The sequence below is a fragment of the Streptomyces sp. NPDC058221 genome (genome assembly GCF_042882365.1).
Taxonomy (GTDB): domain Bacteria; phylum Actinomycetota; class Actinomycetes; order Streptomycetales; family Streptomycetaceae; genus Streptomyces.
Genome location: NZ_JBHVWF010000002.1, coordinates 40,896 through 63,789, shown reverse-complemented (window position 1 = coordinate 63,789; position 22,894 = coordinate 40,896). Strand labels below are relative to the sequence as shown.

The window sequence follows — 22,894 nt, the reverse complement described above, 5'->3', positions numbered from 1 at the left end:
AACCCATGGCCACGGCATACGGACCTGACACACGGGACCATGAGCGACCGGGAACCGGCTCCGGGACGGGGCACTTCCTCCCGGCCTGGCTGCGTGCCCCCGTCGAGGCCAGGACCTGGCGCGAGTTCGCCTATCTGCTGCTGAGCTTCCCGATCAGCACCGCGCTGTTCTGCTTCGCGATCACCATGACGTCGGTGAGCGCAGGCCTCCTCATCACCTTCCTCGGGATCCCGCTGCTGGCCGTCGGGCTGGCCGTGTGCCGCGGCTTCGGCGCGTTGGAGCGGGCCAGGGCCCGTGCTCTGCTGGGGCTGGACGTGCCCGCTCCCGCGCGGGTGCGGGGCCGGACCGGCGGTCTGATGTCCTGGGTCGGGGCGGTCCTGAAGAGCGGGGTGTCCTGGCGGCACCTGCTCTACTCGGTGCTGCACTTCCCGTGGGCGGTCTTCGCCTTCTGCGTCTCGCTGACGCTCTGGTCGTGGGGCTGGGCCGCGTTCACCTACCCGCTGTGGCACTGGGTCTTCCCGACGCACGTGGGCGTCAGCGGCATCCAGCTGTACGGGGACGCCACCCACCAGTTCTATCTGGACTCCGATCTCGAACTCGCGGCGACCTGCGCTCTCGGTCTGGTGATCGTCCTGATCACTCCGTGGGTCATCCGCGGCCTCGCCTCCGTGGACCGGGTGATGGTGGCCGGGCTGCTGAGTCCGTCCCAGCTGGCCACGCGCGTCACCGAGCTGGAGTCGGACCGGGGCGTGGTCGTCGACACCGCAGCCGCCGACCTCCGTCGCATCGAGCGCGATCTGCACGACGGCGCGCAGGCCCGCCTCGTCGCCCTCGCGATGGATCTGGGACTGGCCAAGGAGAAGCTGACGGCCGACCCGGACGCCGCGGCCAAGATGGTCGACGAGGCGCACGGCGAGGTCAAGGTCGCCCTCCAGGAACTGCGCGACCTGGCCCGCGGCATCCACCCCGCCGTCCTCACCGACCGCGGACTCGACGCCGCACTCTCCGCCATCGCCTCCCGCTGCACCGTCCCCGTCACGGTCGAGGTCGATCTGCCGGGACGGCCGGCGCAGGCCATCGAGGGCATCGCCTACTTCACCGTGTCCGAGCTCCTGCAGAACGTCAGCAAGCACTCCCGCGCCACCCGTGCCTCGGTCGACGTGTGGCGGACGGCGGACCGGCTGATGCTCCAGGTCACCGACAACGGCCGCGGCGGCGCCGACCTGGCGTCGGGCAGCGGTCTGGCCGGGCTGACCGACCGGCTGGACGCGGTGGACGGCGTCCTGGTCGTCGACTCCCCGGCCGGCGGCCCGACCAAGGTCACCGCCGAGCTCCCGTGGCGCGGCTGACCGACTCCCGCTCCTCCCGGCCCGGCTGCCGGGCGGGCCCTGACCCGGGCCTGCCCGGCAGCCGGGCGTTCCGCACGGGGCGAGGTGACGCAACCCTTCGGGCGTTCGTTACGTCACCGCCGGTGCCGGGATGCTGGGATGCTGAACGGCATACGGGCGGGACCATCGAGCAGTGGGGGAAGAAACGTCGTGGTGGAGGACAGGGTGCGCGTAGTCATCGCCGAGGATTCGGTACTGCTCCGGGAGGGACTCACCCGGCTGCTGACAGATCTCGGCCATGATGTCGTGGCAGGCGTCGGGGACGGGGAGGCGCTGATCAAGACGGTGGGCGAGCTGGCCGCTGAGGGCGTACCGCCGGACGTGGTGGTCGCCGACGTGCGGATGCCGCCGACGCACACCGACGAGGGTGTGCGGGCCGCGGTGCGGCTGCGCAAGGACCACCCGGGGATCGGGGTGCTGGTCCTTTCGCAGTACGTCGAGGAGCAGTACGCCACCGAGCTGCTGGCCGGATCCAGCCGGGGTGTGGGATATCTGCTGAAGGACCGGGTCGCCGAGGTCCGGGAGTTCGTGGACGCGGTGGTCCGGGTGGCGCAGGGCGGTACGGCGCTGGACCCCGAGGTGGTGGCGCAGCTGCTGGGCCGGAGCCGTAAGCAGGACGTGCTGGCCGGGCTGACGCCCCGTGAGCGCGAGGTCCTCGGCCTGATGGCGGAGGGGCGGACCAACTCCGCGGTGGCCCGTCAGCTGGTGGTGAGCGACGGCGCGGTGGAGAAGCACGTCAGCAACATCTTCCTGAAGCTGGGGCTCTCCCCCAGCGACGGCGACCACCGGCGGGTACTGGCCGTGCTGACCTACCTCAACTCCTGACCCTGAACTCCTGCCTCTGAACTCCTGCCCCGGAAGTCCGCACTCCGGAGTGCGGATCCTGCAGGCCCTGGTCCTGAAGCCCTGACCCCGAATCCCTGATACCGCACCCAAAGATCTGACACCCTGTCAGATAGTTGCCGGGACCCCTCCCGGCGACGTCCGGACAGGGGGTCCGGCGACTCGCTCCACGTCGGCTCCCGCGAGGGTCCGACGAGGAACCGGGTGGCTGATGAATCATGACGGAACAGCGCAGAGAAGCGTCTCAAAATGCCGTCCATCATGTGATCGGCCAGAGGAAGGCGACCCTTACAGACGTAGGGTGGGGCCAGGGACCGCCGGCGGGCCGGACGGTTCCGAGCCGCCGCGCCGAGGGAGGTCCAGTAAGTGACCAGCCAGGTCAGTAGCCCAGCCGAACAGGCCGATGAGGCCAGTGACGCGCTCGTAGGGGGACAGCGTGCCCCCCAGTCCGCAGCCGGCAACGGTGACAAGGAGATCCGCCGCCTGGACCGGGTGATCATCCGTTTCGCGGGTGACTCCGGTGACGGCATGCAGCTCACGGGTGACCGGTTCACCTCGGAGACCGCTTCCTTCGGGAACGACCTCTCCACCCTGCCGAACTTTCCCGCCGAGATCCGGGCCCCCGCAGGCACCCTGCCGGGCGTGTCGTCGTTCCAGCTGCACTTCGCCGACCACGACATCCTGACCCCCGGCGACGCGCCCAACGTGCTCGTCGCGATGAACCCGGCCGCACTCATGGCGAACATCGCCGATGTGCCGCGCGGCGCCGAAATCATTGTCAACACCGATGAGTTCACCAAGCGGCCGATGGCGAAGGTCGGTTATGCGTCAAATCCGCTGGAGGACGGCTCGCTGGAGGCGTACAACGTCCACCCGGTGCCGCTGACCACCCTCACCATCGAGGCGCTGAAGGAGTTCGGGCTCCCCCGCAAGGAGGCCGAGCGCTCCAAGAACATGTTCGCGCTCGGGCTCCTCTCCTGGATGTACCACCGGCCGACCGAGGGCACCGAGGCCTTCCTGCGGGCCAAGTTCGCCAAGAAGCCGCAGATCGCCGAGGCGAACGTGGCCGCGTTCCGGGCCGGCTGGAACTTCGGCGAGACCACCGAGGACTTCGCGGTCAGCTACGAGGTGGCGCCGGCCTCCCAGGCCTTCCCCACCGGTACGTACCGCAACATCTCGGGGAACCTGGCGCTGGCCTACGGGCTGATCGCCGCGGGCCGCCAGGCGGACCTGCCGGTCTATCTGGGCTCGTACCCGATCACCCCGGCCTCCGACATCCTGCACGAGCTGAGCAAGCACAAGAACTTCGGCGTACGCACCTTCCAGGCCGAGGACGAGATCGCGGGCATCGGCGCCGCACTGGGCGCCGCGTTCGGCGGTGCCCTCGGGGTGACGACCACGTCGGGGCCCGGGGTGGCGCTGAAGTCGGAGACCATCGGCCTGGCCGTCTCCCTCGAACTGCCGCTGCTGGTCATCGACATCCAGCGCGGCGGCCCCTCCACCGGCCTGCCCACCAAGACCGAGCAGGCCGACCTGCTCCAGGCGATGTACGGGCGCAACGGCGAGGCCCCGGTGCCGATCGTGGCCCCGAAGACCCCGGCGGACTGCTTCGACGCGGCGCTCGACGCCGCCCGGATCGCCCTGACCTACCGCACCCCGGTCTTCCTGCTCTCCGACGGGTACCTGGCCAACGGCTCCGAGCCGTGGCGCATCCCGGAGGTCGACCAGCTCCCGGACCTGCGCGTGCAGTTCGCCGGCGGCCCCAACCACGAGCTGGCCGACGGCACCGAGGTCTTCTGGCCGTACAAGCGCGACCCGCAGACCCTGGCCCGCCCCTGGGCGGTCCCCGGCACCCCCGGCCTCGAACACCGCATCGGCGGCATCGAGAAGCAGGACGGCACCGGCAATATCTCCTACGACCCCGCCAACCACGACTTCATGGTCCGCACCCGGCAGGCCAAGATCGACGGCATCGAGGTCCCCGACGTGGAGGTCGACGACCCCGCCGAAGCCCGGACGCTGGTCCTGGGCTGGGGCTCCACGTACGGCCCCATCACCGCCGCCGTCCGCCGGCTGCGCGCCGCCGGACAGCCCATCGCCCAGGCCCATCTGCGCCATATCAATCCGTTCCCGCGGAATCTCGGCGAGGTGCTGAAGCGTTACGACAAGGTGGTCGTCCCGGAGATGAACCTCGGGCAGCTGGCCACGCTCATCCGGGCCAAGTACCTGGTGGACGCGCACAGTTACAACCAGGTCAATGGCATGCCGTTCAAGGCCGAGCAGCTTGCGACGGCCCTCCAGGAGGCCATCGATGCCTGAGACCAACGAACTCCTCCAGCTGGTGCCGAAGACCGAGGCCAAGCAGTCCATGAAGGACTTCAAGTCCGACCAGGAAGTGCGCTGGTGCCCCGGCTGCGGCGACTACGCGGTCCTCGCCGCCGTGCAGGGCTTCATGCCCGAGCTCGGTCTGGCGAAGGAGAACATCGTCTTCGTCTCCGGTATCGGCTGCTCCTCCCGTTTCCCGTACTACATGAACACCTACGGGATGCACTCGATCCACGGCCGCGCCCCGGCCATCGCGACCGGACTCGCCTCCTCCCGGCGGGACCTGAGCGTCTGGGTGGTCACCGGTGACGGTGACGCGCTCTCCATCGGCGGCAACCACCTCATCCACGCGCTGCGCCGCAATGTGAACCTGAAGATCCTGCTGTTCAACAACCGGATCTACGGGCTGACCAAGGGCCAGTACTCCCCGACCTCCGAGGTCGGCAAGATCACCAAGTCGACGCCGATGGGCTCGCTGGACTCCCCCTTCAACCCGGTGTCACTCGCCATCGGCGCGGAGGCGTCCTTCGTCGCCCGTACGGTCGACTCCGACCGCAAGCACCTCACGAGCGTGCTGCGGGCGGCGGCCGACCACCCCGGCACGGCCCTGGTGGAGATCTACCAGAACTGCAACATCTTCAACGACGGCGCGTTCGAGGTCCTCAAGGACCGGGAGCAGGCCGAGGAGGCGGTGATCCGGCTGGAGCACGGGCAGCCGATCCTCTTCGGCGCCGACGGCTCCAAGGGGGTCGTCCGGGACTCGCTGACCGGCGATCTGTCGGTGGTCGCGGTCACCGAGGAGAACCGTTCGCAGATCCTCGTCCACGACGCGCACGCCACGAGCCCGAACACCGCGTTCGCGCTGTCCCGGCTCGCCGACCCGGACACCCTGCACCACACCCCGATCGGGGTGCTGCGCAGCGTCGAACGGCCGGTCTACGACACGTTGATGGCCGAGCAGCTGGACACGGCTGTGGAGCGGGACGGCAAGGGCGACCTGGCCGCGCTGCTCGCGGGCAACGACAACTGGACGGTCGTCGGCTGACACCCGCCCGCTGGCCATGCGCCGGCCCTGCCCACCACGGGCAGGGCCGGCGCTTCTGTCTTCACTCCCCCTGTTGACGCGCGTCGTACGCCGTGCGCGCCGCGCCGACCGCGTCGAGGCTCCGCTCCGACCAGCGCGCCAGGGCCCACACCTGCTCGGCGGCCTCCCGGCCCAGGCCGGTGAGGCTGTAGTCCACCCGGGGCGGGATGACCGGCCTGGCATCCCGGTCCACGAAGCCGTCGCGCTCCAGCGTCCGGAGTGTCTGCGCCAGCATCTTCTCGCTGACCCCGCCGACCTCGCGGCGCAGCTCGCTGAAGCGGTACGAGCGCTCCAGCAGGGCGGCGAGGACGAGGACGCCCCAGCGGCTGGTGACATGCTCCAGCACCAGCCGGGAGGGACACATCGGCTCCCGTACGTCGGGCACGCGCTCCAGGTTGCTCACGCTCATACAGGTACCTTACTTCAAAGTGGGTACTTTCGTTTGGTTAGTGCTGCCCCTAGGGTGAGTGACAGAGCACGCGAACAGGAACATGAGCACCTGAAGAGGAGCAACCCCCCATGAGCATCGTCGTCACCGGAGCCACCGGAGCGCTCGGCCGTCTCGTCGTCGAGCAGCTGCTGACCACCGTCCCGGCGAGCGACATCGCCGCCGTCGTCCGTGACAAGGAGAAGGCCGCCGGCCTCGCCGCCCGCGGTGTCGAGCTGCGGATCGCCGACTACAGCAGGCCCGAGACGCTGACCGGCGCCTTCCGGTCCGGCGACCGGGTCCTGCTGATCTCCGGCAACGAGGTCGGCAGCCGCGTGCCCCAGCACACCGCGGTCATCGAAGCGGCCAGGGCCGCGGGCGTCGCGCAGCTCGCGTACACCGGCATCCTGGGCGGCCCCGACGCGGACGTCGTGCTGGCCGACGAGCACAAGGCGACCGAGCAGCTGATCCTCGACTCCGGCCTGCCGTACACCTTCCTGCGCAACGGCTGGTACACCGAGAACTACACGGAGAATCTGGCGCCGGTCCTGGAGCACGGCGCCGTCGTGGCCAACGCGGGCGACGGCAGGATCGCCTCCGCCACCCGCGCCGACTACGCCGCCGCGGCCGCCGCCGTACTGACCGGCGAGGGCCACCTCGGCAAGGCCTACGAGCTGGGCGGGGATGTCGCCTGGTCGCTCGCGGAGTACGCGGCCGAGGTCGCCAAGGCGTCCGGCAGGGAGATCGTCCACAACGACGTCCCGGCCGCCGTGCACCAGGAGATCCTGGTCGGCGCCGGCCTGCCCGAGGGGTTCGCCGCGATCCTGGTGGACGTGGACGAGGGGGTGCGGCGCGGGCTGCTGGCCGGCACCAGCGGGGACCTGGCCCGGCTGATCGGCCGCCCGACGACCCCGCTCGCCGAGACCGTCGCCGCGGCGGTCGCGGCCCAGTAGCGGCAGACGGCAGTTTGACGACGACAGGCCCTGGCCCCCCGGCCCGGTGTCATGACCGTCTGGCGATACGGCAATGACACCGGGCCCGGTCGGCGCTACCTTCGTCTGGCCGGCGAAGCGTCGGCGCACAGCTGCCGGGAGGGCCCGTGAAGGGGACGAACGAAAAGCGGGCCGGACTCCTGTCCGGGTTCGGCGCCTACGGACTCTGGGGTGTGATCCCGCTCTTCTGGCCGCTGCTGAAGCCGTCCGGCGCGGTCGAGATCCTCGCCCACCGGATGGCCTGGTCGCTCGGCGTCGTCGGCATCGCACTGCTCGCGCTGCGCCGCTGGTCCTGGATCGGTGAACTGCTGCGACAGCCGCGGAAGCTGGCGCTGATCGCCGTCGCCGCCGTCGTGATCAGCATCAACTGGGGCCTGTACATCTGGTCCGTGAACCACGGCCATGTCGTCGAGGCCTCCCTCGGCTACTTCATCAATCCGCTGGTCACCATCGCCATGGGCGTCCTGCTTCTGGGCGAGCGGCTGCGCCCCGTGCAGTGGGTGGCGGTCGGCACCGGCGTGGCATCGGTGCTCGTCCTGGCGATCGGCTACGGGCAGCCGCCGTGGATCTCGCTGGTCCTGGCGTTCTCCTTCGCGACGTACGGCCTGATGAAGAAGAAGGTCAACATGGGCGGCCTGGAGTCGCTCGCGGCCGAGACCGCGGTGGTGTTCGTGCCCGCGCTCGGCTATCTGCTGTGGCTGGCCGCGCGGGGCGAGTCGACGTTCACCTACGGGGGCGCCGGACACGCGGCCCTGCTCGCCGCGACCGGAGTGGTCACGGCCGGTCCGCTGATCCTGTTCGGGGCCGCCGCGATCCGCGTACCGCTCTCCACGCTCGGCCTGCTGCAGTATCTGGCGCCGGTCTTCCAGTTCATCCTCGGGATCGTGTACTTCCACGAGGCGATGCCGCCCGAGCGATGGGCCGGGTTCGCTCTGGTCTGGCTGGCACTCACGCTGCTGACCTGGGACGCGTTGCGGACGTCACGGCGCACCAGGGTGCAGGCGCCGGCCGCACGGGCAGTCGCGGCGAAGCCGTCCCCGGCCGCTGCGGAGGATTCCGGTTCCCCCTCCTCGATGACGACCCCGGCACCGTGACCCACACCTCTGGATAATTACCCGGTTGCCTTTTTGACTCGGTTGCGTTTTCCTGGATGCCAACGGAAGCGACGACCGAGGAGTACGCATGCCCAAGCCCCCGACCACCGTGCTGATCGTGGGATCCGGCCCCACCGGTCTGACCCTGGCCGTCGATCTGGCCCGCCGGGCCGTCGCCGTGCGGATCATCGACAAGTCCCCGCAGTTCCCACGCAGCTCCCGGGCCAAGGGCCCCAACCCGCGTTCCCTGGAGATCCTGGAGGACCTCGGGGTCGTCGGCGAGGTGCTCGCCGCCGGATCGGCGCCGCTGCCGATGCGCAAGTACCGCGACGGGCAGGTGATCGCCGACGCGGACCCGTACGCGGCGATGCGCCCGACAGTGGACGCCCCCTACGACCGGCCGTGGCTGATCGCCCAGTGGCGGCTGGAGGAGATCCTGCGCGCCCGGCTCGCGGAGTACGGCGTACGGGTCGAGGTCGGCGCCGAGCTCGTGGGGCTGGCGCAGGACGACGACTCCGTGACGGCCACCCTGGCCGGCGGTGCGGAGATCGGGGCCCGGTACGTGGTGGGCTGCGACGGCGCCCACAGCGCGGTGCGCAAGCTGCTCGGCGTCCCGTTCGAGGGGAAGACCACCGAGGAGCAGATGATGGTCTGCGGCGACGTCGAGGTGAGCGGCCCGGACCGCGGCATCTGGCACCAGTGGTTCGACGAGGACGGCGCCGTGATGCTCTGCCCGATCCCCGGCACCGCCTCGGGCTGGTGGTTCCAGGCCGGCCCGGAGAGGGACGGCTCCGGCCGCCCCGTGCCCCCGTCGCTGGAGAGCTTCCAACGCCTCTTCGCCACACACACCCGGCTGCCCGGCGACCTCCTCACGCAGGCCACGCTCCTCTCCACCTACCGGGTCAACGAGCGCATGGTGGACCGCTACCGGGTGGGCCGGGTCCTCCTGGCCGGCGACGCCGCGCATGTGCACTCCATCGCGGGCGGGCTCGGCATGAACACCGGCATCCAGGACGCCTTCAACCTGGGCTGGAAGCTCGCCCGGGCCGCCTCCGGCCGGGCCTTGCCGGAGCTCCTCGACACGTACGAGGAGGAGCGGCTGCCGATCGCCGCCCACACCCTGGACCTCACCGCGGAGCGGCTGCGGGCCACGCTGGAGGCGATCAGGAAGCCCGGCGGCGGACTGGACTCGGCGATCACCCCGGGGACCTACGGCCTGGGCGACGGCTACCGCTGGAGCTCACTGGCCACCGGCGGCGGCACCGACCGGCTGCGGGCGGGCGACCGCGCACCGGACGCCCCCTGCCGTGACACGGCGACCGGCGCACCCCGCCGGCTGTTCGAGACCTTCGCCGGACCGCACTTCACCCTGCTCGGCTTCGGCGCGGGCAGCGTCCGGGCCCTCCGGGACGCGGCCGCGGCGCACGGCGACGAACTGCGGGCGTACGCCGTGGACGCGGGCACCACGCAGGGTCTCTCCGACGAGAGCGGCCGAGCCCGCTCGGCGTACGGAATCGGGCCGGACGAGGACGTCCTGGTGCTGGTCCGCCCGGACAACCACGTGGGCCTGATCGCGCCGGCCGGTGACCACCGGACCGTCGCCGACTACCTGAACGGTGAGGCATTGGAGCGAGCTTGAGCGCGTCGCAGCGGGGCGTCCACGCGATGGCCCGCTGCTTATCTTTTCCTCACATTTATGACCCGACCCCTGCGCACGTCCGGGACGCCCCGCACGCTTCTGCGCACCGCGACCGCCACCGCCGCACTCTCCGCCGTGTCCGTCCTCGCCTGCTCCATCGCTCCCACCGCAGCCGCCGACGACACCGTGCAGACCGTCCACCAGGACGGGCTCGGCCCCAGCGGCCCCTGGCTCCGCCTCCAGGAGACGACCCCCGACCGGGATCCCGGGATCCAGGAGATCTCCCCGAAGCCCGACCCGGTCCATCTGAACGGCAGCCTGCGCCTGGCCATCGCGGCCGGCCAACAGGCCCAGGCAGCGCACTACTTCAACGCGACCTGGACGCCGGAGCCGTTGCAGCCCCTGCTGGACGCGGGCGTCTCGTACTGGGCGTACACGGCGTCCGAGGGCTCCAGCGTCACGAACATCGGCGCCAACCTCCAGTTCCCCGCCTCCTGCGGGGGATTCACCACCCTGTCCTTCGAACCCGGCAACAACACCGATGAGCAGGGCGCGGCGCTGAAGCCCGACACCTGGCAGAAGTACCGGCTCACCGGCGACTCCGTGATGCGGACCTCGCGCGCCGTGGCGGGCATCCCGGCGGGCGGGGACGCCCCGCTGTCCCACTTCGTCACGGAGTGCGAGGGCGCGTACGGGGTGATCGCCAACATCGGCCGGCTCGGCGACCCGAACGGCACGCTGAACACGTACGTCGACAACATCACCGCCAAGGGCACCGTCTGGGACTTCGCCGTCACCGGCCGGGCTTCGGCGGCGCTCACCGTCCCCGAGGAGATCAAGGCGGGCGACGGTCCCCGCCCGGCCGACGCCTCCTACACCAATCCCGCGGACGGCCCCGAGTACCAGGGCATCGGCACGCATCTGACGCTCAACGGGCCGGCCGGCCTGACGGCGGACCAGCTGACCGTGATGTCCGAGGGATCCGAAGTCCCGCTGACCCGGCAGACGGACGGCTCGCTCACCGGCGAACTGCGCACCAACCTCCGGGCGGGCGGCAATCTGGAGCCCGACGGGAAGGCGGGGGCAGCGTTCACCCTGGCCGCCGCCGAGGACGCCCCGATCGGCCGGCTCGATGTGACGACCGAGCTGACCGTCACCGTCGACGGCACCGACGGCCCGGTCCGCACGGGCATCAGCGCCACCGACCGCAGCCGGATCACGGCCGCCGACACGGAGCCCAGCCCGTCGCCCTCGCCCAGCCACCCCCACCACCCCAGGCCCACCCCGCCCGGCGGCGGTCACGGCAACGGGCACTGGGGCGGCGGCCACGGCGGGGCACCCCTGCCGAACGGCCCGGTCGACGCGGGTGACGGCTCCACCGCCCTGACCGGCTCCACCGGCCTCTCCGGTGCGGGCTGGGCGGTCGGCGCGGCCGGCCTGCTGGCATCGGTGGCCGCCGCTCTCGGCGGGCTCCGCACGGCGCGGCGCCGGCGCGGTTGAGCTCCCGCACCCTGCGGGAACGGCCGCCGCGGCGGCTGTTCCCGCGCCTGACCGTGGCGGCCGGCCTGATCCCGGCCGCCACGGCGGCGCTGGTCCTGCTGCTGGGTTCCCCCCTCACGGAACCCGGCGCCGGCGCCGCCGCCCCCCGGTCCGGCCCCGCATCCACCGCATCTGCCCCCCTCCCCGCCTCCCGCCCCGTCCGCATCGACATCCCCGAACTCCGGGTCAGCGCACCACTGGTGGACCTGACCCTGGACAGCGCGGGCAAGCTCGGCGTACCCGACCCGGCCGAGCGCAACCTGGCCGGCTGGTACCGGGACGGCGTGACCCCGGGCTCCCCCGGCAACGCGATCGTGGTGGCCCACGTCGACACCCCCACCGGCCCGGCCGCCTTCGCCGGACTCGACACGCTGCGGCCCGGCGCACGGGTCGACGTACGCCGCGCGGACAGGAGGGTCGCGACCTTCCGCATCTACGCGATCGACGAGTACGAAAAGAGCGACTTCCCGAGCACCCGTGTCTACGGCCCGACGAAGGACGCCCAGCTCCGCCTGCTCACCTGCGGCGGCACGTACGACCGCAGCGCGGGCGGCTACCAGTCCAACGTGGTGGCGTTCGCCCGGCTGGCATCGGTGCGGGCCCCGGTTCGATCAAACGGTTCAGCCCGCGTCCCCCACCCTTCCGGTAAAGAATGACTCCCATGCCTCTTGAGTGGAAAGTCGTCATCGACGCTGCCGACCCGCACGCCCAGGCCGGCTTCTGGGCCGCGGCCCTCGGCTACGAGATCGAGGACAACAGCCCCCTGATCGAACGCCTCCTGGGACTCGGAGCCGTACCGGAGACCCTCACGACCACGGCCCACGGCCGCCGCGCCTGGCTCGACCTGGCCGCGGCCCGGCACCCGGACGACCCGTACGAGGAGGAGAGCGGTACGGGCCGGGGACGACGCCTCCTGTTCCAGCGCGTTCCTGAGCCGAAGACGGTGAAGAACCGCCTCCACCTGGACCTCCACGCCGGCCCGGACCGCCGCGAGGCGGAAGTGGCCCGGCTGGAGGGCCTGGGTGCGAAGGTGCTGCGCCGGTTCGAGGAGCCCGGCGGCACGTGGACACAGCTCAGCGACCCGGAGGGCAACGAGTTCTGCGTGCAGTGACCCGGCGTTCCGCACAGGTTTCGGACCGTCACCGAAGGCCTGTACCGTGCGCGGGATGAGGCTCAACTCCCGTCGCGGCTGCGCCGCGTTGCTGCTCGCCGTCGCCGTCCTCGCGGGCTGCACATCGGAACACGAGACGCCGGGAAGTGCCGCGAAGGACGGCGGCACCTCCCCCGGTACGACGAAGAGCGGCGCACCCTCTCCCGGCACGAGCGGGAAGCCTTCGGCCACTCCTTCTCCCCGGCCTGAACGCACCGGCGTGGGCCCGTACCGGCCGGGCGATTGCGTGGAGCTCAAGGACGGTGTGACAAAGGTGAATTGCGACCGGCCTCACGAGTACGAGGTGACGAAGTCCGCGTCGTTCCCGTCGTCCGTGTCGGACAACTACCCGCCGCCCGTGAAGAAGTACGCCAGGCCCCGCTGCGACGCCGCTGTCCCCGGCTATCTGGGCAGCCCCGACTGGGAGGCAAGCCGGCTCGACACGGTGGCGTTCTGGCCGACGGAGAAGCAGTGGAAGAACGGCGACCGGTGGTTCGCCTGCCTGCTCGGCGAACGCAGCCCGAAGGACGAGCCCGTGCGCCGGAAGGGCTCGCTGTACGCCGGTCTCGCCCACGGCCTCGCCGGCCTGCAGGCCTGCATGAAGGGCGAGCCGGAGCCGGGAGGACCGAACAGCGTCATCCCCTGCGACGAACCGCACCGCACCGAAGCCGTTCCGGGTGTCGTGGACCACGGCGACCCCGCAGGCCCGGCGCCCAGCGTGGACGAGATGCTCCAGCAGACCAAGGACCGCTGCCCGGAAGCGGTCAAGAAGTACCTGGGCGGCGACAAGCCGGGCGTGACACCGCACTGGTTGTCCCCGAGGCCCGATCAGTGGTCGAGCGAGTACCACACCTCGATCTGCTACGCCGTCTCGAAGAAGGCGCACACCGGCACCTTGGCGAGCCGCTGACCGGTCCGGGCCCTTTCACGTCCGGCCCCCGTGCTCCGCATCCTGGTGCCGCCTGCGCAGCACCCGGCAGTCGGTCTCCCGGCTGGCGTCCATTTCACCCCTGGCTACGGCCTCGGCCAGATCGATCTCCTGACACTCCAGGCACTCGACGGTGCCGGGGGCGCGGTCGGGGGTGTCGCCGGGAGTGACGCCGGGATCACTTGCGGCACTCACGCCACCTCACCCCGGCTCCTGGCGTTCTCCCGCGCGGTCCGGGCACCGAGGCGCTCGGCGGGCGTGGCAAGGCGGATGCACTCGGGAAGCGCCTCCCACTCGGGACCGCCCTTTGCCGGGCGGAGCATCCAGTAGGGGCCGGCGACTCCGCGGAACTCCCCCACCCGGTCACGCTCGCGGCGGCTGGTGTCCGCCACGAGCGTGCCGGGGGGCGGGGGCTGCGTAAGTTCCTGCATCTTCGGCGGACCGTTCTCTGCGGACACGGTCACTCCTCTCCGTAGTCGTTCCACTACCAAGGGGATTGAGCGTGGCCTAGAGTTGGGAACCACTCAACGTGTCAGGTGGGAACGGAAAGTTGGTGACACCCCTTGAACCGGAAGGAGTTGGAGCCCGACAGCAGTCCGCAAGCTGCCTTTGGGGCTCGGATCCGCAGCTCGCGGGAGGCGCGCGGCTGGAAGCAGGAAGACCTTGCCGAACGGACCGGGTACTCCAGCACCCATATCTCGGCCGTGGAAACCGGTCGCAAGATGCCAACCCTTCGCTTCTCGCGCAGTGCCGACCAAGCCTTCGGCACCGGCGACACCGCCGACACGTTCGAACGCCAGTGGCGCGAGATCAGGCACGGCTCGCTGCTGGAGGGCTTCCCGCAGTACGTCGGGTACGAGGGGCGGGCGGTGGAGATCCGGCTGTACGAGATCGGGATCGTCCCGGGCCTGTTGCAGACACCGGAGTACGCACAAGCGCTGGCGAACAGTGCCGTACGGCGGGGCGCGATCACACAGGAACAGGCAGACGAACGCGTGGCGTTCGTGGCCGAGCGGCAGGCGGCACTCGTGCGCCCCAGGCCGCCCATGCTGTTTGTGACCATGGATGAAAGCTGCATCCACCGACCCATTGGCGGGACAGCGGTCATGGACGCCCAGTTGGCGCGTCTGGCCGAGATCGCGGAGATGCCGAACACACTGCTTCAGGTGGCCCCGTACGAGATGGGCGAGCGGCGCACATTCGATCTGCCTGTCAATCTCCTGACGCTGCCGGACAGGTCCGTGGTCTGCTACGCAGAGTCCCAGACGCAGGGGCACTTGGACCGGGAAAGTACGTCGGTGTTGCCCATGTTGACGGCCTACCATCAACTACAGGCCGAAGCAGCGTCTCAAGCCGCGTCCGTGGCCATGATCAGGAATATGCGAAGGGGCACCCCGTGACGACCGACACCCCCCGTTGGTACACATCCTCGTACAGCAACAACGGCGGCAACTGCATCGAGGTCGCCACCAACCTCGTCGCCGCCCGCGGTGTGGTCCCCGTCCGCGACTCCAAGAACCCGGCCGGCCCGGTCCTGGACCTGCCCGCCGGCGCCTTCGCCACCTTTGTGACAGGCATCAAGCGCGGCGACCTCGACACCGCCTGACCGCCCCGGCAACTCCCCCTGACGATCACCGGGCAGCGCCCGTCAGCCGTCGTGTTCGCGGTCGTAGGCGGCCTGGGCGGCGGCGACCGCGCTGCCGTGCCGCCTGGCCCAGTCGGTGAGCCCCAGCAGCGACGCGTGGAGCTCTTGGGCCATGTCCGTCAGCCGGTACTCGACCTTGGGCGGAACGACCGGATGGACGGTGCGTACGAGCAGGCCGTCCCGCTCCAGCTTGCGCAAGTTGAGCGTGAGCATGCGCCTGCTGATCCCCCTGATCGAACGTTCCAGCTCAGTGAACCGGACCGGACCCTGCGCAGCGGCCACCAGGATGCCGATGCTCCACTTCCCGGAGACGTGGTCGAGGACCTCCGAGACCGGGCACGCCTGGCTGGCCAGGACTGACACATCGATGTGACTCCGGGACATGAAAGTGCCTTCTTCCGCCGGGCCCGACAGTTACCAATCATGTACTCGGTATCAAATCGTGCACCAAACCGGAAGGCGGCTCGATGCTCCAGGAACTCACCGACCGCGCTGCGATCGTGGCCACCGTCATCGCGTACGCGACCGCTCTGGACACCAGGGACTGGGAGACGCTGGGCACACTGTTCACGGACGACGCCTGCTGGGAGTACAGCGGTTCGGGAGAACGGCTCTGCGGGCCTGACGCGATCGTTGCCAGGATCAGCACCGGCCTGGCGCGCATCGACGCCACCCAGCACCTGAACGGCAACCATGTCGCCGCACCGCACGGTGACGAGGCCGAGCACACGTGCTACTACCAAGCCCAGCATGTCCGCCACGGCCTGCCCGACGGCGAGAAGTTCCTCGGCGGGGGCCGCTACGACGACCGGCTGCGCCGCACCCCGGACGGCTGGCGTTTCACCCATCGCAGGATCACCAACATCTGGAGCGAGGGAAATCCCGCCGTGGTCACGTCCTGACGTCGGACCATGACCCGAGACACGACGCGGCTGTCCGCGCCGGCTTCAAGCTGTCGGGTCCCAGAGCCCGCCGGCTTCGCCGCCGGCGAGGTGCTCGGCGTAGACACCGACCTTCCAAGTGATGACGGATCGGCACTCCTCCAGTGCCTGGATCTGTGCGTCGACGCGCTGTCGATGGGCTTCGAGCAGGTGCAGGCGTTCTGCCTCGTTGCCCGGTCCGTGGCGTACCAGTTCGGCGAAGTGCTTGAGGTCGGCGAGCGGCATACCGGATTCGCGGAGCTTGACGCAGATCAGCAACCAGTCGACATCGACGGACGTGTAGCGCCGTCGGCCGCCCGACGTGCGCTGGACCGGTCCGACGAGCAGGCCCTCGCGCTCGTAGAAGCGCAGGGCGTGCACGCTCAGTCCGGTGCGCTCAGCCACCTCGCCGATACTCAGCGACTGCGCGGCCGCTTCGGTGGTTGTCATGCCGCTCACCCCTGGACTTGATCTAGACCTCGCTCTAGATCGTAGCGTCTGCGGCATGACCGTTACTGATCAGCAGCCGCTCGGCTCGCCCTTCTCCACGGCCACCACCGCCGAGGACATCGTGGCCGGCCATGACTTCTCCGGCATGACCGCTGTGGTGACCGGGGGCTACTCGGGGCTCGGCCTGGAAACCACCCGAGCTCTGGCGGCCGCCGGGGCCCGGGTCGTCGTTCCCGCTCGCCGCCCCCACGTCGCCCGTGCCGCTCTGAAGGAGGTGAAGGGCAGCGAGGTCATCCCCATGGACCTGACCGACCTCGGCAGCGTCCACTCAGCCGCCGCGCACATCAGCGACCGTATCGACCGGCTCGACCTCCTGATGGCCGTCGCCGGCGTCATGGCCACCCCGGAGCGGCACGTCGGGCCCGGCTGGGAAAGCCAGCTCACCGCCAACCACTTCGGACACTTCACCCTCGCCTGCGAGCTCTACCCGCTCCTGGCCGCCGCAGGCGGCGCGCGCGTCGTGGTGAACAGCTCCGCCGGACACACCCTGACCGGCATCCGCTGGCACGATCCGCACTTCCGCACCGGCTACGACCAGTGGCTGGCCTACGGCCAGGCCAAGACCGCCAACGCCCTGTTCGCCGTGCACCTCGATGCCCTCGGGCAAGGCGACGGGGTCCGGGCGTTCAGCCTCCACCCCGGCAAGATCATCACCGGTCTCCAGCGGGAGATGCCGCTCCAGGAGCAGATCGACCGCGGGTGGGTGGACGAGCACGGCAATGTGGTCGGCGCAGACTTCAAGACCCCCTCGCAGGGGGCAGCCACCGGCCTGTGGGCTGCTACGTCCCCGCTCCTCGACGGCCGCGGCGGGCTCTACCTGGAGGACTGCGACATCGCCCGCGTCACCGCCCCCGGCACTCCCATGGATGACGGCGGCGTACGCGCGTACGCCATCGACCCCGAGGAGGCCGCCCGGCTCTGGGACCTGTCTGTCGCCGTGACCGGCGCCACGCCCATCAACCGATGAACCCGCGCTCTGCAGATGCCGCGCTGCGTGCCGCAGCGGCACGCAGCGCGGGACGGGCCGCTCTTGGGCTCGTCACGGCGGTCCCGAGCCGGCCTGCCTGGCCATCCGCCGTCGGGGGGCGCATCTTGGCCGAGGAGCTCCGGTACGCCCGCGAGGCCGACCGCACGGCCGCGATTGACGTCTAGCGAGCCGTGCAGGCAGGGAAGCCGAGCGGCCCGAGCTCCGCCCCGGGCCAGTCCGGTCCTGCGTAGGTGTCGGCCTCCTCGTCGCTCACAGAAATCCCGCCACCGCTCTGCCGACCGACATGGCGGACAGCCATGCCGTCCCCGGCCGACTGGAGGACCTGGAGCTCGGAGCGGCCGTCGTGGTCGGTGTCGGTGACCCACACCCCGAACACGAACGTCGACTGCCTCATGCGGATGGTGCCGGTCCGGTCGCTGCTCAGGTCGCGCGCGAGGGGCCCGTAGCGCACCTCATGCACCAGCATGTCCTCCTGCGGGTTGTCGCCCGAGTCGCGCCGGCTGTAGAAGAACGCCAGATCGAGGTACCCGTCACCGTCGAAGTCGCCGAAGGTTCCCCGTGTCGCCATGCCCTCCTTCGGCGCGCCACGCAGCTTCTGCCAGAACCCGAGGGCAGCGCCGGTGCCGACAGTGGTGCGGTGATCGTCTCTCTGGAAGGTCACCGAGCCGACACCGCCGCGGTTCAGGTCGCGGATCTCGTCCAGGTGCCCATCCGCGTCCACGTCGGCGCGCAGCGTGGTTCTGCCGAAGGCACATATGGCCATGGGCGCATGGTCGCCCGGTGCGGGCCCGGCGCCCAGGGGAAGCCATAAGCCTCCGACGATCACGCAGAGACCGGCCCCGGCAGCCGTGAGGCGCCGGCGCCGACGCGCGCGCTGCCGACGCCGCAGCAACGCGAGCTCTTCCCCGAGGGTGGACCGGCGCTTCGGAACTGCAGGCAGGGGCATGACACGACCCTAGACCGTGCCCTGCCCGACCGACCGGCCGTGGGACAGACAGCCCTAGGCTTGCCCCATGCCTCTCCCGCCCGCATATGCCCTCGTCGCCACGGACCTGGACGGCACCCTGTTGCGCCGCGACGACACCGTGAGCCCCCGCTCCCGCGCCGCGCTCGGCCTCGCCGCAGCCGCCGGGGCCCGGCATCTCGTGGTCACCGGGCGGCCGGTGCCGGGAGTGCGGGGCCTGCTCGCCGGGATCGGGTACCAGGGGCTGGCCGTCTGCGGGCAGGGGACGCAGTTGTACGACGCCGGGGCGGGGCGCATCGTACGTGCGGTGACGCTCGACCGGGAGCTGGCCGATGCGGCACTCGGCAAGATAGAGGCGCAGGTGGGCCAGGTCTACGCGGCGGTGGATCAGGACGGCCCCGACGGGCGGACCCTGATCGAGCCGGGCTACCTGATGCCGCACCCCGCGCTGCCGGCCCACCAGGCGCTCCACCGGAACGAGTTGTGGGCCGCCCCGGTCGTCAAGGTACTGATCCGGCACCCGGAGCTGGACGACGACGCCCTGGCTGCCGCCGCACACGAGGCTGTCGGGGACCTCGCCACCGTCACGCTGTCCGGGCCGGGGACGGTCGAGCTTCAGCCGTACGGCGTGGACAAGGGCGCCGGGATCGCGCTGGCCGCCGAGTACCTGGGGCTGGACCCGACGACCGCGATCGCCTTCGGGGACATGCCCAACGACCTGCCGATGTTCCGCAGTTGCGGCTACGGCGTGGCGATGGCCAACGCCCACCCGCTCCTGCGGGCCGCCGCGGACGAGGTGACGCTGTCCCATGAGGAGGACGGGGTCGCGGTGGTCCTGGAGCGGGTCTTCGGCGGCTGACCGGCACCGCGTTCAGAGCCGCGTTTCCGGAGGCCTGACTCCTCCGGAACGTAACCATCCCCCATTGATGGCGGGGAGGTTTCCAGGAAGACTCGTCTCCGACTGGCTGTGTGGAACCGAGCAGGCAGGGAGCGAAAGCCGCTCCGCAGTGGGGCAACCAGGCATCGCCGCAGCCTCGTTGGAGAAGGACCGCGCGGGGCTCGACGGCCTCGTCGGCACCGACGACCGCACCGCACCGTGAAAACGCGGCAGCGCGAGCCGAACGTCACCGCCGGAACGCAGCGCTAAGGAGCATGCGATGAACTGGCTCGACCGGAGGATCCCGCTCCACAACGCTGATGACCAGACCGCGGAGTGGATGGCGAAGGCGCGCACGCCCGAGACCCGGACGCGCATCCGGCGCTGGTCGCGGGTGGAGACGAGCGGCCTGGTGGTGGCGCTGGTCGGCCTCTCGCTGCTCCTCCTCGCTCCCATTGCGGGGCTCGCGTTGGCCGTCTGGTTCAGCGTCGCCGGCATCGACCGCACGGACGTGTACTGGTGGCTGGGGAGCGTCGCCGTCGGGGTGCCGCTCGTCGGAGCCGCCCTCCTGGTCGTGGGCGGTCGTGAGCGCCGCGCAGCCTGCTTCGCAGACGGGTATGTATCGACAGGCCGGGTCGACAGGGTGGTCGAGCGTCCCGGCAGCGGCGACGACCCTACGTACTACGAGTTGAGGGTCAGCGCCGAGTTGTCCGACGGGGTATTCCTGCACCGGAAGGTCTACCAGGACGGAAACAGCCCTCGTCGGCGGCTCGGAAAACCGATCCGCTTCCGTCACAACACCCTCGATCCCGACGACCTGCACGACGTCCTGCTCGAAGGATGGTCCGACGACATGAAGGATGGCCAACTATGAGCAGCAGGCATTCCGGGAAGCGGACCCGGTCGGCCGAGGGGCACCTCGCCGTGGGCGTGATCGACGACGCGATCGAGGACGGCCCCAGCGAGGTGCAGGGGCCCGACACGCTCGTCATCAGCGCCCGCGTACCGGGCCATGGGGCCCTTCACCGGAGGGTGGCCTGCCCGCTGCCGATGCCCGGCAGCGGGCGCGGCCTCGTCGGGCGGGCGATCGGCATTCGCTGCATCGGGCTCGATTCCGACGATGTGGACGACGTTGTCGTCGTCCGGTGGCCCGACGAGGTCAAGAGAGCCCAGAGGCCGTTTCGTCCCGAGGGCCCCGGAGCGCTGCGCGCACGAGCGTGGAAGCTCCTGGCTGATTGCGGTGCAGCGGTTACCGTGGGAGGGATCCTGCTGACGGCGGTCATCCTCATCGGTGTGCTGTTCACCGCCGGTGAGCTGTTCGCCGAGCTGCCTGCGTGGTTCCGGCCCGGCGTGGCGCTTGCGGCGACTGCGGGCGCAGCGGTCCTGGGTGTGTTCGCGTTCGCCGTCGGCCAGTCACGCGCAAGGACCGTCCTGACTCGCGCGCATGACCAGATGCGGCCGTGACGAGAAAGTCATACTCGTCGCGGTACGGCTCCGTCCTGCCAGCGGTAGAGGTCGCGCAGCAGGGAGATCTCGGCGCCGTGATGGATCAGCTCCCTGTTGACGTGCAGGGCCCTGTTCTCCATGGGATACGGCTCGGGGCCCATCGCGGGCGGGTTCTCCAGGTCGGTATCCGAGAGCTCGCGGACCCCCGCGTTCCATCGCCCGTACATCTCATCGAGCTGTTTCAGTGCCTCGTCAGCGGTCCCCGCGTAGGCGAACGCATCGGCGTCGAAGTCCTGGCCGCCGAAGTACCACTCGACCCGATAGGCCAGGCACGAGACGATGATGTGCCCGAGGCGCCAGGCAATCGTGGTCACCGGCGCCGGCTCCGGCGCCTGGTCGGGGGACGCGGAGTCCATCGCCCATTCCCCCGAACCTCCCGACAGCGGAGCGTCCGACGTGCCACGCTGGCGGATGCTCCAGCAGCCGGGCACCGGCTCCCAGAAGTACTCGTCATCAGTAAGACCCTCCAGCCGCGGCCGCAGGTTTTTGCGCCAGTACCAGTCCAACTGGTCCGCGAGCCGCTCGCTTCTTGTCATGCACGCACAGTACATACACCGAAGGCCTGCCTGCGGGCCCTCACGGACGCCGTCGCCTGCCGCGTCAACCCACGCCATCAGGGGCACTCATGCGCACTTCGGGCCCCACCGGTGCGAGCGGCTTTGCGATATCAACGACCCGGTCCCACGGGGCGTGATCGACTACAGCGGGAATTCGCTTTTCCAAGGAGCGTCCAAGCTGTCCGGATCGACGCCGAGGTCCCGCAGCACGTCATCGACATCTTCCGGGGTCGCCACCGTGGCCACGTACACTCGTTCGATGTCTTCTTCCCCGAAGCAGGCATCTTCGCTCACAAGGTGTTGTGGAATTTCGACTGTTGAGATCCTGAACGTTCCGTCACGCAGCGGAAATACCCACACCCATGCACATGAATCCGAGGATCGGGATTCACGTCGGGCCGACACAAGTGCGTTGGACATGGTGAGACGATTTTTCACCTCCGTTCGCATACTCTCCACCACCCTGATTATTGATCACCGAGGCGGGCCCCGTATCGACTGGGCCCCTCACGCAAATCCCAACTCAACGTTCTTTTTTACGCAAACTTGGAGCACTGCGAGGAGATCGCGAAGTTGCCCCATATAATTCCGCACTTCAGAGTTCAAATCAGCACGCGATCCACAGTCCGAAATCACCCTCTCAAGTCGCGGCAAGATCAGTTTGCATTCTTCAGCTGAAAGATCCCTACCGTGATCATCCGGGTGATTCAGGAGGGGTTCAAGGACAGTAGTGACGCCGCTCCACGGAGTTTCGCCGCCAAATCCTTGCATGTCACCGAGAACAATCCCTTCCTTCCATGCCAAGCTCCTGCGAAATTTTGCGAATTCACGGTACGAGAAACATGCATCCGGCCCATCAGTTTCCCCATCACTGGGAAACAGGCACAATCCCATCAAGACCCCACTCCAACAACAGCGAACGGCACACACGATGCCGAGCTGTCCAGGATGGCCCGATTGCTACTATTCATAGTTGCGGGCAGCCAAGACCATGTGCACAATCAATTGCCAATCGGGTTTGATCAGGAACAGCCTCTCCCTGATTCTCATACCACCCCGGAATGCCATCCATCCAGGCCGCCCAGGAAGTCAGGAAAGCCTCAAGCGAATCATTCTCCCAGGCTTCCGGATTCACCGCCAGGTCATCTGCGGCCCCTATCGACTGACTACGGTCACTTGCCCACCGGCCACCCGCCAGCCCTCGGATTGCTCACCCTCGTCATCATCGACGAAGAAGACTCCTTCGACGTCTGCGACGATCCTTGCAATGTTCTCCAGCTGATCGCGAATGAGACCGAGTCCGCCGCGATTGACCGAGGCGCCGAAAAATGCGTGCGCAACCCAATTAATTTCCACCTGCTGATACAGCCATCCCATGGAATAGAGTTGGACGATTTCCTCGGAGAGACCGAACTCTCCCCCTCGACCGGTATACCCATCCACAAGTTGTCGAATCTGATCAAGGTCACCGAAATCGCAGTCCAGGTACCCTCTGACGTTACAGAAACGAGACATCGC

General features: G+C 69.7%; 27 protein-coding genes. 18 read left to right on the top strand and 9 right to left on the bottom strand.

The genetic code is table 11. The features are described 5' to 3' along the window. The first annotated feature begins 5 nt into the window (after positions 1-5). The 4 genes from ACFVW8_RS01150 to ACFVW8_RS01135 all read left to right on the top strand — a co-directional run bounded on the left by ACFVW8_RS01150 (position 6) and on the right by ACFVW8_RS01135 (position 5,601). The gene (locus ACFVW8_RS01150) at positions 6-1,349 is read left to right on the top strand and encodes a sensor histidine kinase (protein ID WP_389685481.1); all 1,344 of its coding nucleotides are present in this window, start codon (positions 6-8) and stop codon (positions 1,347-1,349) included. A 204-nt stretch (positions 1,350-1,553) separates the two neighbouring features. Then, positions 1,554-2,213, top strand: coding sequence for a response regulator (locus tag ACFVW8_RS01145; RefSeq protein ID WP_389685480.1), 660 nt, complete (start codon positions 1,554-1,556; stop codon positions 2,211-2,213). A gap of 384 nt (positions 2,214-2,597) precedes the next feature. Continuing rightward, positions 2,598-4,550, top strand: coding sequence for a 2-oxoacid:acceptor oxidoreductase subunit alpha (locus tag ACFVW8_RS01140; protein WP_389685479.1), 1,953 nt, complete (start codon positions 2,598-2,600; stop codon positions 4,548-4,550). Next, positions 4,543-5,601 carry a 2-oxoacid:ferredoxin oxidoreductase subunit beta gene (locus tag ACFVW8_RS01135; RefSeq protein ID WP_389685478.1) on the top strand — a complete coding sequence of 353 codons (1,059 nt, stop codon included), beginning with the start codon at positions 4,543-4,545 and terminating at the stop codon, positions 5,599-5,601. The genes ACFVW8_RS01140 and ACFVW8_RS01135 overlap by 8 nt, the downstream gene beginning before the upstream one ends. Positions 5,602-5,662: 61 nt before the next feature. Here the strand turns inward: ACFVW8_RS01135 and ACFVW8_RS01130 are convergent, their stop codons facing one another. Continuing rightward, the gene (locus ACFVW8_RS01130; RefSeq protein WP_389685477.1) at positions 5,663-6,049 is read right to left on the bottom strand and encodes a winged helix-turn-helix transcriptional regulator; all 387 of its coding nucleotides are present in this window, start codon (positions 6,047-6,049) and stop codon (positions 5,663-5,665) included. 110 nt (positions 6,050-6,159) lie between these two features. On the opposite strand from ACFVW8_RS01130, the gene ACFVW8_RS01125 reads away from it, so the two are divergent. The 7 genes from ACFVW8_RS01125 to ACFVW8_RS01095 all read left to right on the top strand — a co-directional run bounded on the left by ACFVW8_RS01125 (position 6,160) and on the right by ACFVW8_RS01095 (position 13,391). After that, positions 6,160-7,020 (top strand): SDR family oxidoreductase, encoded by an 861-nt coding sequence (locus ACFVW8_RS01125; protein WP_389685476.1) that lies wholly within the window; start codon positions 6,160-6,162, stop codon positions 7,018-7,020. A 146-nt stretch (positions 7,021-7,166) separates the two neighbouring features. After that, on the top strand, positions 7,167-8,153 hold the full coding sequence (gene rarD, locus ACFVW8_RS01120) for an EamA family transporter RarD (RefSeq protein WP_389685475.1): 987 nt from the start codon (positions 7,167-7,169) through the stop codon (positions 8,151-8,153). Positions 8,154-8,241: 88 nt separating this feature from the next. Beyond that, the gene (locus ACFVW8_RS01115; RefSeq protein WP_389685474.1) at positions 8,242-9,792 is read left to right on the top strand and encodes an FAD-dependent monooxygenase; all 1,551 of its coding nucleotides are present in this window, start codon (positions 8,242-8,244) and stop codon (positions 9,790-9,792) included. A gap of 57 nt (positions 9,793-9,849) precedes the next feature. Further along, a complete protein-coding gene (locus tag ACFVW8_RS01110) occupies positions 9,850-11,292 on the top strand; it encodes a hypothetical protein (RefSeq protein ID WP_389685473.1) in 1,443 nt (480 codons plus the stop codon). Beyond that, positions 11,289-11,987, top strand: coding sequence for a class F sortase (locus tag ACFVW8_RS01105; protein ID WP_389685472.1), 699 nt, complete (start codon positions 11,289-11,291; stop codon positions 11,985-11,987). Before ACFVW8_RS01110 ends, ACFVW8_RS01105 begins: the two co-directional genes overlap by 4 nt. Further along, the gene (locus tag ACFVW8_RS01100; protein ID WP_389685471.1) at positions 11,984-12,442 is read left to right on the top strand and encodes a VOC family protein; all 459 of its coding nucleotides are present in this window, start codon (positions 11,984-11,986) and stop codon (positions 12,440-12,442) included. Before ACFVW8_RS01105 ends, ACFVW8_RS01100 begins: the two co-directional genes overlap by 4 nt. 55 nt (positions 12,443-12,497) lie before the next feature. Continuing rightward, positions 12,498-13,391 carry a septum formation family protein gene (locus ACFVW8_RS01095; protein WP_389685470.1) on the top strand — a complete coding sequence of 298 codons (894 nt, stop codon included), beginning with the start codon at positions 12,498-12,500 and terminating at the stop codon, positions 13,389-13,391. A gap of 15 nt (positions 13,392-13,406) precedes the next feature. Here the strand turns inward: ACFVW8_RS01095 and ACFVW8_RS01090 are convergent, their stop codons facing one another. Together ACFVW8_RS01090 and ACFVW8_RS01085 are read right to left on the bottom strand one after the other, a co-directional pair. Beyond that, a complete protein-coding gene (locus tag ACFVW8_RS01090) occupies positions 13,407-13,604 on the bottom strand; it encodes a hypothetical protein (protein WP_389685469.1) in 198 nt (65 codons plus the stop codon). After that, on the bottom strand, positions 13,601-13,867 hold the full coding sequence (locus ACFVW8_RS01085) for a hypothetical protein (protein WP_389685468.1): 267 nt from the start codon (positions 13,865-13,867) through the stop codon (positions 13,601-13,603). The genes ACFVW8_RS01090 and ACFVW8_RS01085 overlap by 4 nt, the downstream gene beginning before the upstream one ends. A gap of 105 nt (positions 13,868-13,972) precedes the next feature. Between ACFVW8_RS01085 and ACFVW8_RS01080 the strand changes: the two genes are divergently transcribed. Both ACFVW8_RS01080 and ACFVW8_RS01075 read left to right on the top strand, forming a co-directional pair. Continuing rightward, positions 13,973-14,809: a helix-turn-helix domain-containing protein gene (locus ACFVW8_RS01080; protein ID WP_389685467.1), complete on the top strand. Its 837-nt coding sequence runs from the start codon at positions 13,973-13,975 to the stop codon at positions 14,807-14,809. Further along, positions 14,806-15,015 carry a DUF397 domain-containing protein gene (locus tag ACFVW8_RS01075; RefSeq protein ID WP_389685466.1) on the top strand — a complete coding sequence of 70 codons (210 nt, stop codon included), beginning with the start codon at positions 14,806-14,808 and terminating at the stop codon, positions 15,013-15,015. Before ACFVW8_RS01080 ends, ACFVW8_RS01075 begins: the two co-directional genes overlap by 4 nt. A 42-nt stretch (positions 15,016-15,057) precedes the next feature. Here ACFVW8_RS01075 and ACFVW8_RS01070 read toward each other — a convergent pair whose 3' ends face one another. After that, complete coding sequence (locus ACFVW8_RS01070) at positions 15,058-15,438, bottom strand: winged helix-turn-helix transcriptional regulator (RefSeq protein WP_389685465.1); 381 nt, start codon at positions 15,436-15,438, stop codon at positions 15,058-15,060. A gap of 83 nt (positions 15,439-15,521) precedes the next feature. On the opposite strand from ACFVW8_RS01070, the gene ACFVW8_RS01065 reads away from it, so the two are divergent. Continuing rightward, a complete protein-coding gene (locus tag ACFVW8_RS01065; protein WP_389685464.1) occupies positions 15,522-15,956 on the top strand; it encodes a nuclear transport factor 2 family protein in 435 nt (144 codons plus the stop codon). Between the two features lie 45 nt (positions 15,957-16,001). On the opposite strand, the gene ACFVW8_RS01060 is transcribed toward ACFVW8_RS01065, so the two are convergent. Beyond that, positions 16,002-16,424, bottom strand: coding sequence for a MerR family transcriptional regulator (locus ACFVW8_RS01060; RefSeq protein WP_389685463.1), 423 nt, complete (start codon positions 16,422-16,424; stop codon positions 16,002-16,004). A 55-nt stretch (positions 16,425-16,479) separates the two neighbouring features. On the opposite strand from ACFVW8_RS01060, the gene ACFVW8_RS01055 reads away from it, so the two are divergent. Beyond that, the gene (locus tag ACFVW8_RS01055; protein ID WP_389685462.1) at positions 16,480-17,451 is read left to right on the top strand and encodes an SDR family NAD(P)-dependent oxidoreductase; all 972 of its coding nucleotides are present in this window, start codon (positions 16,480-16,482) and stop codon (positions 17,449-17,451) included. Between the two features lie 181 nt (positions 17,452-17,632). On the opposite strand, the gene ACFVW8_RS01050 is transcribed toward ACFVW8_RS01055, so the two are convergent. Next, positions 17,633-18,235: a hypothetical protein gene (locus ACFVW8_RS01050; RefSeq protein WP_389685461.1), complete on the bottom strand. Its 603-nt coding sequence runs from the start codon at positions 18,233-18,235 to the stop codon at positions 17,633-17,635. A 250-nt stretch (positions 18,236-18,485) separates the two neighbouring features. Here ACFVW8_RS01050 and ACFVW8_RS01045 point away from each other — a divergent pair, with 250 nt between their 5' ends. The 3 genes from ACFVW8_RS01045 (at position 18,486) to ACFVW8_RS01035 (ending at position 20,777) form a co-directional block, all read left to right on the top strand. Further along, positions 18,486-19,295, top strand: a complete 810-nt coding sequence (locus tag ACFVW8_RS01045) for an HAD family hydrolase (protein WP_389685460.1) — start codon at positions 18,486-18,488, stop codon at positions 19,293-19,295. Between the two features lie 298 nt (positions 19,296-19,593). Next, positions 19,594-20,187: a hypothetical protein gene (locus ACFVW8_RS01040; protein WP_389685459.1), complete on the top strand. Its 594-nt coding sequence runs from the start codon at positions 19,594-19,596 to the stop codon at positions 20,185-20,187. 50 nt (positions 20,188-20,237) lie between these two features. Further along, entirely contained in the window at positions 20,238-20,777 is a 540-nt protein-coding gene (locus ACFVW8_RS01035; RefSeq protein WP_389685458.1) for a hypothetical protein, read from the top strand. An 8-nt stretch (positions 20,778-20,785) separates the two neighbouring features. On the opposite strand, the gene ACFVW8_RS01030 is transcribed toward ACFVW8_RS01035, so the two are convergent. The 3 genes from ACFVW8_RS01030 to ACFVW8_RS01020 all read right to left on the bottom strand — a co-directional run bounded on the left by ACFVW8_RS01030 (position 20,786) and on the right by ACFVW8_RS01020 (position 22,891). Continuing rightward, entirely contained in the window at positions 20,786-21,355 is a 570-nt protein-coding gene (locus ACFVW8_RS01030) for a DinB family protein (RefSeq protein ID WP_389685457.1), read from the bottom strand. Between the two features lie 162 nt (positions 21,356-21,517). Continuing rightward, positions 21,518-21,796, bottom strand: coding sequence for a hypothetical protein (locus ACFVW8_RS01025; RefSeq protein ID WP_389685456.1), 279 nt, complete (start codon positions 21,794-21,796; stop codon positions 21,518-21,520). Positions 21,797-22,531: 735 nt separating this feature from the next. Beyond that, complete coding sequence (locus ACFVW8_RS01020) at positions 22,532-22,891, bottom strand: hypothetical protein (protein ID WP_389685455.1); 360 nt, start codon at positions 22,889-22,891, stop codon at positions 22,532-22,534. Between the last annotated feature and the right edge of the window lie 3 nt (positions 22,892-22,894).